This window comes from uncultured Kriegella sp. (assembly GCF_963975415.1).
GTDB lineage: Bacteria > Bacteroidota > Bacteroidia > Flavobacteriales > Flavobacteriaceae > Kriegella.
In genome coordinates this window covers 545,203-557,109 of sequence record NZ_CAXBGN010000004.1, presented here as the reverse complement: position 1 = coordinate 557,109, position 11,907 = coordinate 545,203, and the positions used below count along the sequence as shown (strand labels likewise).

The following is an 11,907-nucleotide window of genomic DNA, read 5'->3' as shown; positions in this document are numbered from 1 at the left end:
TTATTAAAGTTTGCTATTTGTATTTTATAATAATCTTAAAAAAGCACTGAATATTAATTAAAATCAATTTAATCTGATTTATTTGTGCTTTTAGGTAATCTAAGTTACGGCTTTTTTTGTAAATTAGGGTTTTTAACTACATATTATAAAGTGTTATGACAAATCCAATCGCTTTCAAGGTGCCCTTGTATAGAGATAAAACTTTGTATATGGAAGAACATGATGATGCGCATTTCTACGATGCTGTCCATTTTCATGAGGAATACCAACTTACGCACATCGTAGATGGTCGAGGAACGCTCGTTGTTGGGCAGAACTCTTATCCTTTTAGACCTGGCGACTCCTATTTGTTCGGTAGAAATTTACCGCATGTTTTCAAAAAGGAAGTTGAAAGTCGAGCGGATACCAAAAAAGTAAGAGCACACCATTTCAGTATTTTTTTTAGTGGAGATGCGCTAGTTGCCTTTTTAAATCAGGTGCCAGAATCTTCTTCCATTCATGAATTATTGCGATGTGCGGATTGCGGTTTGAAATTGAACAAACGGCAATCTTCAAAATTGTTGTCTAAAATGAAACGATTTCAACATTTAGATGATTTTGATAAACTTTTGGGACTGCTCTATATGCTTGAAGCCATTTCAAAGAGTACAAATCATACGGCTCTTACGACCTCAGAATTTAAAAATTTACATTTTGATGAATACGGTACTCAAAAAATGACGGAAATTTTCAACTTTATCGAGTCGAATCATTCTAAGAAGATTTCACTAGCTAATATTGCGAACCGATTCAATATGAACCCGTCGTCGTTCTGTCGTTTTTTTAAATCAAGGACTCAAAAAACATTTTCCCAGTTTTTGATTGAGATAAGGGTGGCAAGAGCATGTGAATTAATTAGGGAAGGGGCTCATAACGCCACGGAAACCTGTTTTGAATCAGGATTTACAAATCTCTCCAATTTTCATCGACAATTTAAAAATGTCATCGGTATGACACCTACGCAGTATAAGAATAGTGTTTCAACATTTTTGGCATAAGAGAGAAGTTGAAAAATAACCTGTATAAAGCTTAGAACACCATGAAGATTCCTGAATTTTCCGATGCTCCTCGAGAAAAAGGTGTTCCCTGTTTTGAGAAACCCAATGCAGCTGATTTCCATCATTCGACAGGGTTTCAAAGTGAGCTTGAGGTGACCCTGGTGTTGGAGGGGGAAGGTTCGCTATTTATTTTGGATAAAGTCATACCTTTTTGTCAGGGTGATTTGTTCTTCTTCGGGGGGAACCTGAGCAATCCTTTGAAATCTTCAAAAATTGACGATCAAAAGAAAGCAATTGACGGTTCAAGAACCATTTCTTTATTCTTTAATCAAAAACAATTAAAAGATGCGCTAAAAAACTTTCCCGAGGCCTATCGGATAAATAAGATTATTGAATGTTCGGAATACGGAATTAAGGTTTCTAAGGGAGATTGCGAATACTTGGTGAAGCAAATTCAAAGAATTAATTCTGCTATTGGCTTGAGTAAGTTTTTGTTGTTTTTGAAGTTTATAGATGATGTTGCTAAAAATGAAAATATCTCGGTTTTATCAACTAAAGCCAATTTTGGGGGTGGCGGCGATAAAAATGAACCAAAGCTTCGCAGTATTTGTGATTTCATAAAAAGAAACCACAAAGAAACGATTACCCTCGAGCAGATTGCGGCAATCGCCCATATGTCACCAACTGGTTTCTGTAGGTTTTTCAAAACAATGACTCAAAAAACATTTTCTCAATATTTGACCGAGGTAAGAATAGAAAATGCTTGCGAGCTATTGCGTAATGCTGACTATTCTATTGCAGATTGTTGTTACAGTAGCGGTTATAATAATCTATCTAATTTTCACCGACATTTTAAAAAGAATACGGGAATGTCTCCATCTCGGTACAGAGCCACTTTAAAACATAGGGCTGTTAAATAATTTGAAGCGTACACCCATAAAGTGGTAAGAAATATGTTTCCGTTTTTTTGTAGGTATTAAATGCTATTTGTTGTAATGATAAAGAAAAAAATAGTATTACGAATGGCTAATATTCGTAGTATACAACCCATTTTAACTTATTAATATTGGTGCAATTTTCAGATTACATCTATAGAATGTTTTCGCAGATAAGTCAAAGTCTAACTACAGTGTATTGTTTTGAAAGGATAATAACTATGAAGAAAGTAATTTTATTCAACCTAATAATGGTTTTGTTTTTGGCCAACCTTGGATGGGCGCAAGAAAAAAGCACCTTGAAATTGGAAGATGTTTATAAAAACAATGTTTTTAGTCAGAAAGGTTTTGGTCCGATCAGATGGATGAAAGATAACAAAGGGTATTCCACTTTAGAACCAAATGCCGAAGTGGGGGGTAAGGATATAGTAAGGTATGAGGCTAAAACAGGAAAAAGATCGATTGTGGTTTCTGCGAACGATCTAATACCGGAAAAAGAAGAAAAACCATTGCTTATTTACAATTATCAATGGTCGGCAGATAATAGTAAACTGCTTATTTTTACCAATACAAGAAAGGTTTGGCGTTATCACACCCGCGGGGACTATTGGGTGTTAGACCTTGAGAAAAAAACACTGACCCAATTGGGCAAAACAGTACCTTCCGCTACTTTAATGTTTGCCAAGTTTTCACCCGATGCTTCAAAAGTCGGCTATGTAAGTAATCTTAATATTTACATTGAAGATTTAGATACGAATACTGTTAATCAAATTACCTCCGATGGAGGCGATACTATTATAAACGGAACTTTTGATTGGGTTTATGAAGAGGAATTGAGTTGCCGCGACGGATTCCGTTGGAGTCCTGACGGGGAACATATTGCTTATTGGCAATCCGATACCAAGGGCGTGGGTACTTTTTATATGATTAACAATATAGATTCGGTGTACTCAAAGCCGTTGCCGATGCCCTATCCTAAGGTGGGCACTCAACTTTCTGCCGTAAAAGTTGGGGTAATAGCTGCTAAGGGCGGGGAAACACGGTGGTTCGATATTCCGGGAGACCCCAGAAATAACTATTTGGCGCGTATGGATTTCGTACCTAATTCCAACGAGGTTATGATCCAACAATTGAATCGAGAACAAAATACCAACAGGGTTTTTATTGGAGAAATCGAATCAATGAGCCTCAACAATATTTTAGTTGAAAAAGACGAAGCTTTTTTAGATGTTCATGATGATATTCGTTGGTTAGATAATGAAAAGTATTTTACATGGTCTAGCGAACGCAACGGCTGGCTTCATTTATATCGCGTTTCAAAAGATGGTAAAGAAATACAGCCGATTACCAAAGGGAATTTTGATGTTGTCAACATCAATTGTATCGATGTAAAAGGGGGCTATGTCTATTACATTGCATCTCCCGATAACTTTACACAACGCTATCTTTACAGAAGTCGCATCAATGGAAAGGGGGAGGCTGAGCGTGTTACCCCTGTCTCCGACTCTGGTCAAAACACGTATCAGATCTCAGATAATGCCAAATGGGGAATTCAAGTTTTTCAAAATACAATCACTCCACCTATTTATTCCCTAGTTAGTCTCCCTGCCCATAAAAAGGTTAGGGTTCTAGAAGATAATAAAGAATTGAAACAAAAGTTCGATGCACTGCAATTGCGACCGAAAGAATTTGTCAAGGTAGATATCGGTGAAGATGTTCTCGATGCTTATATGATCAAGCCTATTGATTTCGATGCCACTAAAAAGTATCCTCTTTTGTTTTATGTCTATGGAGAGCCGGCCGGATCGACCGTACAAGACAATTGGGGCGGGGGAGACTTGTTTCATCAGTATATGGCACAACAGGGCTATATTGTAATGAGTGTTGATAATCGAGGTACCAAAACACCAAGAGGTAAGAAATGGAGAAATGCCATTTATGGGCAAATCGGAATTTTAGCTTCCCAAGATCAGAGTAAGGCCGCTAAGAAAATACTAAGTACTTATGATTTTATAGATTCTTCCCGAGTTGGAATATGGGGATGGAGTGGTGGTGGTCAAATGACATTGAATTGTATGTTCAAATATCCTGAAATTTATGGTTCGGGCTTGGCCGTATCTTTCGTATCCGATCAGCGCTTATATGATGCCACTTATCAAGAACGATATATGGGGTTGCTGAAAAATAATGCCAAAGGGTATCATGATGGTTCTCCGATCAACTTTGCCCAAAACTTGCAGGGCAACCTAATGATCATGCATGGTACGGCAGACGACAATGTACATTACCAAAGTTTTGAAATGCTGATCGATAGATTGATAAAACATAACAAAATCTTTAATATGATGTCGTACCCAATGCGTTCGCATTCGATACATGAAAGAGAAAATACGTCGTACCACCTTAGGGAAACCATGGAAGATTTTTGGAAAAAGAATTTGCCCGCCGGGGGAAAATGATCTTTGCGATTTGATTATATTGGTTCGATTTGCAATCCTATCTTGATTCCTGACCTAATTTTCGTTTTATTTTAATTTTTATCACACAAATGTTTTCAAAAGAAGAGTATATAGCACGTAGGGAAAAATTAAGGCAGTCGGTTGGCACCGGATTGATTCTTTTCTTGGGAAATGATGAGGTCGGCAGTAACTTTAAAGACAATGTGTATCCGTTCAGACAAGACAGTTCATTTATTTATTTTTTCGGAATTCAGGCTCCTGGTCTAAACGCGATCATTGATGTCGATGGAAATGAAGAAATCATTTTTGGTGATGATTTATCTATTGATGACATTGTATTTTCGGGGCCAACTACACCCTTAAAGGAAAGGGCCAATATGGTGGGTGTGGCCAATGTCATGGCATCTGATAAGTTAAGTGATTACCTAGGTGGCCTAAAAACGAATACAGAAATCCACTACCTACCTCCTTATAGACCTGAGCATATTTTGAAGCTTTCATCATTATTGGGCAGTTTGCCTTCGGAGATTGAGAAAGGCGCTTCCACACAACTGATAAAAGGGGTTGTGAAGCTCCGTTCAATAAAATCTGAGGAAGAAGTTCTGGAAATTGAAAAGGCGGTAAACACTACGGTAGAAATGCAGTACAAGGCCATGGAACTAGCTAAACCCGGAATAACGGAGGCTGACTTATTCGGTGCCGTGAAACAAATAGCCCTTGCTAATGGCAACAATACATCGTTTCCAACCATCATGACCGTCAATGGGCAAATTCTGCATAATCACTATCGCAAAAATATTCTTAAGACAGGCGATATGGTTTTGTGTGATTGTGGGGCTGAGGGGTATTCAAACTATGCGGGAGATTTGACAAGGACTTTTCCCGTGGATGAAAAGTTTACCGATAGGCAAAAGAGAATCTATGATATAGTCTATAGCGCCTATCGCGCTGCGGTAGATAAATTGGCGCCCGGATGCTTGTTTTTGGATGTGCATCTTGCCGCTTGCCAAAAGATTGTTGAAGGTTTGATCGATCTAGGAATAATGAAAGGCAGTGCCAGCGAAGCCATTGCCGAGGGTGCGCACACCTTGTTTTTTCAATGTGGCTTGGGTCACATGTTAGGGTTGGATGTTCATGATATGGAGAATTTAGGCGAACAATATGTCGGGTACACCGACGATTTGAAACAGCGAACCGATTTTGGGTTTAAATCCCTGCGATTAGGGCGTATGCTCGAAGAGGGCATGGTGTTGACCGTCGAGCCGGGCATTTATTTTATTCCAGAACTGATAGCGTTGAGAAAAAGAGCGCATAAGTTTGAAGCGTTTGTAGACTATGGTAAATTAGAGGATTATATGGATCTGGGGGGCATCCGAATTGAAGATGATTTTTTGATAACCGCAAAAGGCAGTAGATTATTAGGTAATAGACTGCCAAGCACTTCTGACGAAATAGAACAATTTAGAATCACTAAACAGCGAATTTAAAGAGGCAAGTTTCAAAAAAGAGGATTAAAATCGACTCATAAGTGTCTAAAATTTTTGAGATTCGGTATGTAAACGGCGCTTAGAATGTTTGATAGTTTACTTTTTAAGTATTGATTGGTTTTTAATCGCATAAGACAGGCCTTGTTCTAATAACATAGTGTTGTCTCTACGGGAAATTTTGATACCTTCCCATTCTGTACTTCATTCGACCAAGCGGGAAATTTTATGGGGAACATGAAAGTCCAAATATATTTTTTGCATTTTTTTAACTTTTTGTGTTTTCCTGAATTTTTATTTTTATCTCAGATTTTACAAATACACTATGCAATTTATTGAATTGGAAAACGGATTTTCGCCCGCGTTTTCTATTTGGTCGATTGAGCAACAACCAGGTAAATTCTTACCAAATAATATAAAAAGCGGGCCTCTTTCGGAGTTAGTATTCATTCCGATGTTATTCTTATTACTTCTTCCTGTGTTATTTTTAGGGATAAAATTTTTTGAGTTCAAGTTCTACAGATGAATTTAAAAAGTTAGCTGCCGGATACCTCCCTTTTTGGATATTTTTTTGGTACGAAACATTTTTTAGTGTCGCGAATCATTCTTCGCTCTTTTTGTTTAGACGAATACTTGTTGTTTTCAAAGTATAATTTAAAAAAAACAGCCATGGAATCATTGGTCAATATTAAAAGAAAGTATAACAGACATACGGTAAACAGCTCTTCTTTATTACGATTTAAAAAATTTGAAATGAACGTGGACGGTACTGCGGTTCACATTCGTCTTTCTGCACATTTTCTGGAGACCGACAACTATCAAGTACAGGTAAAAGACGGAGTATTGCATCTAAAAATAAAATACCCTGTAGGAACTCGTGGTTCTCATAAGAATTCATTTAAGACCGACACGGCGCAAAGGGATATTGATTTAGAAATAAGACTTCCAGATCGACGTCATAAAAAAATAAATTCGGTTCGGTTCAAGAACGGCATCTTGCAAGTGCATCTTGTTCAAAAGGACAAAATCGACGACCTGAAAAAGCTGCCCAATCTTTGTGTAGCCCAAATCAATGAATCGCATTATGAAAAAGTGCATTAGACAATACTTCACCCAGCTCCAATTAGAGGGGTATATAGTTGAAACCAGAGAAAGACCACCTGATTCCTTGTTTGGCCTAGGTGCGATTATAGCATGAAGTTTAACCTCAATGCTTTGCGGTTAAACTTATAAACCAGCTTACTTTTTTTATTATTTAAACGATTTTTTATGATAACTCGTAAACACGATTTAAGAAATTTTTTGTCTTTAGTAACCTTTTTATTTTTGTTTAGCGCTGTTGCAAAGGCTGGCAATGGCATCACTTTATACACGCCCTATACCGATATTTCGGCTCCCCCTGGCGAATCGATCGATTATGCCATTGATGTGAAAAATTATGGTGGCCAGTTAAAAAACGTTGATATCGTTTTATCGGGGATGCCCGAAGACTGGAGCTATACCTTAAAAGCTGGAGGTTACAGCATTCATCGTGTTGCTGTTCTCCCTGGTGAAAAGAAAACACTCTCCTTAACAATTAATGTGCCTCTAAAAGTTGATAAAGGAAAATACCGGTTGAAGGTTATCGGTAGAAATTATGATGTGCTCCCCCTTGTCATCGATGTCTCGGAGCAAGGTACTTTTAAGACGGAGTTTATCGCTGATCAAATCAATATGGAGGGCCATTCTAAGGCGAATTTTAACTTCACAACCAAACTGAAGAATCATACGGGCGAAAAACAGGTGTACTCATTGTTGGCCAAGGCACCCCGTGGTTGGAATGTAGCTTTCAAACCAAATGGAAGGCAAGCTACGGCTGTGGAGATAGAACCTGGTAAAACAACCAATATTACAATTGAGGTAAAACCTCCGTCTCAAGTGGCGTCAGCAGCATATAAGATACCTATTCGTGCCACGAACAAGTATAGTTCGGCCGAATTGGAACTCGAAGTGGTCATAACAGCATCTTACAATATAGAATTAACTACACCGACCGGACTGCTAAGTTCAAGTATTACGGCTGGAAGAGAGAAAAAGCTGGATTTGATGGTGGTGAATACAGGTTCTGGCGAGTTGAATAACATTACTTTTAATTCTTCAAAACCCAAGGACTGGGAAATTTCAATTGAACCTGACACGATACCCTTAATAAAGGCAGGGGCAAGTACGCAGGTGCACGCCACAATAAAGACGGCCGACAAGGCAATACCTGGTGATTATATTTCGAAAATTACTGCTCGAACTCCTGAAATATCCTCTACGACTTCGATAAGATTCTTGGTGAAAACCCCTTTGCTATGGGGGTGGTTTGGTATAATGGTCATTTTGGGCACCTTGGGGGCAATCTATTACCTATTCCAAAAATACGGCAGAAAGTAATGGTAGAAAAAAGTATAGAAATTGTCGGACTAACCAAAAAGTATGGAAACCATGTCGCTGTAGATAATTTGTCGCTATCTATTGAAAAAGGTGAAATTTTCGGTTTGTTAGGGCCGAATGGAGCAGGTAAGTCGACCACTATTTTGATGCTACTGGGTCTTACCGATGCAGATTCGGGAAGTGTAAAAGTATGCGGCATAAATACGGCAAGGTACCCGTTGAAGGTAAAGAGAAGGGTGGGGTATTTACCTGAGGATGTTGGTTTTTATAATGATTATTCCGGTTTGCAAAACCTAATTTATGTAGCGCGCTTGAATAATATGGCTGTTGAAAAAGCAAAAAAAGCGGCCTTGGAAATTCTTTTGGAAGTCGGTTTGTTTGACGCAAAAGATAAGAAAGTCGAAAGTTATTCTCGCGGAATGCGCCAACGATTGGGCTTGGCAGATGTACTGATAAAAAGACCCGAGGTCATTATACTTGACGAACCTACATTAGGACTTGATCCAGAAGGCGTTAATAATTTTTTAGGTTTAATCGTTCGATTAAGTAGAAAAAAGGGAATTACAGTGCTATTCTCTTCACATCATTTACATCAGATCCAACAAGTATGTGACCGGGTAGGCTTATTTGTAAGAGGTAGGCTTTTGGCTGAAGGAAAAATTAGTTCTCTTGCAGAACAATTGTTTTCGAAAAATACTTTTACAATTGAAGGGGCTATCACATCGATTCACGAAGATTTGGACGATGCCGTTATTCCTTTAAGTGAGGTCGTAAGAAAAATGAACCAACTAAATGGTGTTGCAAAAGTGACGTTGAACGATAAACGTTTTGTAGCGGTTTCCGAAAAAGATGTTACTGCTGAATTGTCAAGACTAATAGTGAATTCAGGGTACGGCCTCAATCATTTAAGTAAAAAGGAATATGGATTAGATGATATCTATCACCAATATTTTCAAGAGGAAAAAAAATATAATCAAAAAAAAGTATGAAATGGGGATGTCAAAACTAACGGGCATTAAATTTCCGCAGTGGACTGTTATTTTAAAGTCTTTTCCAGTTTTAAGAAAAAGTAGTGATGAAAACAAATTACATTTAAGTCCATTCCAGGTAATGGTGCAAAAAGAAATTGCCGATCATATTAGAAATTGGCGTTTCCTTATTCTATTTGCCATTATTCTTCTAGCATGTACAGGAACCTTGTTTTCGACCTTGACGGATAGTTTAAAGACACTTGGTTCCGATACTTCGGAAAACACGTTCTTTTTTTTAAACTTGTTTACCAAATCTGATGGTACCTTACCTTCGTTTTTTGTATTTGTAGGTTTCTTGGGTCCCCTTTTCGGAATTGGTTTGGGTTTCGACGCTATCAGCTCAGAACAAAATAGAGGCACGTTAAGCCGTATTATGGCACAACCTGTTCCAAGGGATTATATACTAAATGCTAAATTTTTGGCAGGAATAATCGTTATAGGTGTCATGCTCTTTTCGTTGAGTTTTTTGGTTATGGGTACGGGGTTGATCGCCCTCGGAATTCCTCCTACGGCCGAAGAGTTTTTGCGAATTATAGTGTATACGCTTCTAAGTATTGTCTATGTTTCTTTTTGGTTGAATTTGTCTATTCTGTTTTCAGTCCGCTTTAGACAACCGGCTACCTCGGCTTTGACGGGTATAGCGGTATGGTTATTTTTTACCATTTTTTATCCTTTGATCGTAAACCTTATAGTTAAGGGTTTTGAGCCCTCTAAATATGCTGCTCCGAACGCTATTTACATATACAAAAAATTAAAATTTTATTTGGTTCAAATCATGCCAAATGAGCTGTTCGATGAAATTACTTCGGCTATTTTGGTGCCTTCCGTACGTAGCTTGGGACCATTGACCATGGAACAAATACAGGGTGCGATTCCTGGTAGTTTACCGCTGGCGCAGAGTGTTTTATTAGTGTGGCCACAGGTGACGGGTTTATTGGCATTGACCTTGTTGTGCTTTTTGTTTTCGTATCTCATTTTTATGAAGCGTGAAATACGTTCTAGAGGGTAATGGAATAAAAAAAAACCGCTCCTTAAGCCTATAAGGAGCGGGTTTTTAATTAATTGCTTGGCATGATTTATATGCTAAGCTGGGTTTTACCACCCTGGATTCTGTTCTAGATTAGGATTTATGTTAATTTGGGGCTGTGGAATCGGCCATAGCATAAAGCGTTCTTGAAATGACCTAGTGTGTCCGACTACACTGGTTACACTTTCCATGGCCTCTTTCAAGTCATCGGCACCGTAGCGCAGTAGGTCGAAATAGTGATGGCCTTCAAAAGCAAGTTCTTTTCTACGCTCTAACTTTATTGCATCGCGCATTTGCTCTTTAGTGAGTCCGGTTGCCAAGTCTTCAAGACCGGCCCTATTGCGTATTCTATTTATAGGTGCATATGCGCCATCAGGCCCATTCAATTCGTTCTGTGCTTCCGCTAAATTCAGCAAAATTTCTGCATATCGCATCACCACGAAATTGGCATCTCCATCTGTGGTGACAGTTGGGTCAGGAATTACGAACTTTTTAAACGCGAAGGTAGTGGGCGAGTTGACCCCATCATATATTTCTTCGCCAAACAGGTCGCCTGGTCGTAAAACTGTGGCCGTAAGGCGTATGTCTTCCTCATCATAAATATCTACCAACTCTTGAACGGGCGAAAAAACACTTGATCCGAAGGTTTTAAGTGTGCCTGAATTTTGGTTGAATTGACTTCCTACGTTGGCAACACCTGCTTGTCCTAGAAATTGTACCTCGAAAATAGACTCATTGTTATTATTTTCTAAAGCAGGCAAGAACATATCAGAAAACTGTTCTGCAGGAACTAAATCATAGCCCAAGGTTGCGAATTTATTAGCTTCACTAATGGCCAAAGCATATTGCTGATCGAAGAGGTATACCCTACTTTTAAGACCTATGGCAGCTGCAGAAGTTGCTCGACCGATGTCAGACCCGTTATAGCTAGAGGGCAGATTGACTTCGGCAAAATTTAAGTCGTCGATTATTTGGGCTAATACCTCGCTTTTAGCCGTTCTTGAGACCAATGATTCTTCAATCGACTGAATTTCAAGGATCAATGGAACATCTCCATAAAGATTAATTAAGGTAGTATAAAATAATGCCCGTAAAAATCTACTCTCACCTAATATTCGATTTTTTAGGTTGGCATCCATTTCGATGTCAGTGATATAGGTAATCACCCTATTCGCCCGCACGATACCTTCATAACATCTATTCCAGACTTGTGTTGGTATTGCACTGCTCGAGTCAAAACCACTACCATCACTCATTTCAAGATAAGAGTTGAAAGTGTATTGCGAATAGCCATTATTTGTTATGGCGTCAGAATGCATATAAAAATCACGGTATTGATAATTATCGGCCAAGGTGTTGTACACTCCGTTCACTCCGGTTATGGCATCATCCGATGTTTTCCAAAAAGTGGGTTCTGTTACTGTGTTCAATGGCAACAGGTCAAGTTCTGAACTGCACCCGAAAAAGGTCAAGACCAGTATTATTGGTAGAAATATTCGTTTCATCTTTTTCATTT

General features: G+C 38.5%; 9 protein-coding genes. 8 read left to right on the top strand and 1 reads right to left on the bottom strand.

Annotation, left to right across the window (positions count from 1 at the left end; genetic code table 11):
- The first annotated feature begins 209 nt into the window (after positions 1-209).
- The 8 genes from AACZ88_RS12090 to AACZ88_RS12055 all read left to right on the top strand — a co-directional run bounded on the left by AACZ88_RS12090 (position 210) and on the right by AACZ88_RS12055 (position 10,373).
- Positions 210-1,037, top strand: coding sequence for an AraC family transcriptional regulator (locus tag AACZ88_RS12090; RefSeq protein ID WP_339710487.1), 828 nt, complete (start codon positions 210-212; stop codon positions 1,035-1,037).
- Between the two features lie 41 nt (positions 1,038-1,078).
- Complete coding sequence (locus AACZ88_RS12085) at positions 1,079-1,957, top strand: AraC family transcriptional regulator (RefSeq protein WP_339710484.1); 879 nt, start codon at positions 1,079-1,081, stop codon at positions 1,955-1,957.
- Between the two features lie 236 nt (positions 1,958-2,193).
- Positions 2,194-4,431: a DPP IV N-terminal domain-containing protein gene (locus AACZ88_RS12080; RefSeq protein WP_339710481.1), complete on the top strand. Its 2,238-nt coding sequence runs from the start codon at positions 2,194-2,196 to the stop codon at positions 4,429-4,431.
- A gap of 89 nt (positions 4,432-4,520) precedes the next feature.
- Positions 4,521-5,918, top strand: a complete 1,398-nt coding sequence (locus AACZ88_RS12075) for an aminopeptidase P family protein (protein ID WP_339710478.1) — start codon at positions 4,521-4,523, stop codon at positions 5,916-5,918.
- Positions 5,919-6,584: 666 nt separating this feature from the next.
- Complete coding sequence (locus tag AACZ88_RS12070; protein ID WP_339710475.1) at positions 6,585-7,016, top strand: hypothetical protein; 432 nt, start codon at positions 6,585-6,587, stop codon at positions 7,014-7,016.
- A gap of 168 nt (positions 7,017-7,184) precedes the next feature.
- Entirely contained in the window at positions 7,185-8,333 is a 1,149-nt protein-coding gene (locus tag AACZ88_RS12065; protein WP_339710473.1) for an NEW3 domain-containing protein, read from the top strand.
- Positions 8,333-9,322 (top strand): ABC transporter ATP-binding protein, encoded by a 990-nt coding sequence (locus tag AACZ88_RS12060; protein ID WP_339710470.1) that lies wholly within the window; start codon positions 8,333-8,335, stop codon positions 9,320-9,322. The genes AACZ88_RS12065 and AACZ88_RS12060 overlap by 1 nt, the downstream gene beginning before the upstream one ends.
- Position 9,323: 1 nt before the next feature.
- Entirely contained in the window at positions 9,324-10,373 is a 1,050-nt protein-coding gene (locus AACZ88_RS12055; RefSeq protein WP_339710468.1) for an ABC transporter permease subunit, read from the top strand.
- Positions 10,374-10,459: 86 nt separating this feature from the next.
- On the opposite strand, the gene AACZ88_RS12050 is transcribed toward AACZ88_RS12055, so the two are convergent.
- Entirely contained in the window at positions 10,460-11,896 is a 1,437-nt protein-coding gene (locus AACZ88_RS12050) for a RagB/SusD family nutrient uptake outer membrane protein (RefSeq protein ID WP_339710466.1), read from the bottom strand.
- Positions 11,897-11,907 lie beyond the last annotated feature (11 nt).

Excerpts from the sequence above, each read along its gene's own strand:
- AACZ88_RS12090 (WP_339710487.1), top strand. The coding sequence starts at position 210 with ATGGAAGAACATGATGATGCGCATTTCTACGATGCTGTCCATTTTCAT.
- AACZ88_RS12085 (WP_339710484.1), top strand. The coding sequence starts at position 1,079 with ATGAAGATTCCTGAATTTTCCGATGCTCCTCGAGAAAAAGGTGTTCCC.
- AACZ88_RS12080 (WP_339710481.1), top strand. The coding sequence starts at position 2,194 with ATGAAGAAAGTAATTTTATTCAACCTAATAATGGTTTTGTTTTTGGCC.
- AACZ88_RS12075 (WP_339710478.1), top strand. The coding sequence starts at position 4,521 with ATGTTTTCAAAAGAAGAGTATATAGCACGTAGGGAAAAATTAAGGCAG.
- AACZ88_RS12070 (WP_339710475.1), top strand. The coding sequence starts at position 6,585 with ATGGAATCATTGGTCAATATTAAAAGAAAGTATAACAGACATACGGTA.
- AACZ88_RS12065 (WP_339710473.1), top strand. The coding sequence starts at position 7,185 with ATGATAACTCGTAAACACGATTTAAGAAATTTTTTGTCTTTAGTAACC.
- AACZ88_RS12060 (WP_339710470.1), top strand. The coding sequence starts at position 8,333 with ATGGTAGAAAAAAGTATAGAAATTGTCGGACTAACCAAAAAGTATGGA.
- AACZ88_RS12055 (WP_339710468.1), top strand. The coding sequence starts at position 9,324 with ATGGGGATGTCAAAACTAACGGGCATTAAATTTCCGCAGTGGACTGTT.
- AACZ88_RS12050 (WP_339710466.1), bottom strand. The coding sequence starts at position 11,896 with ATGAAACGAATATTTCTACCAATAATACTGGTCTTGACCTTTTTCGGG.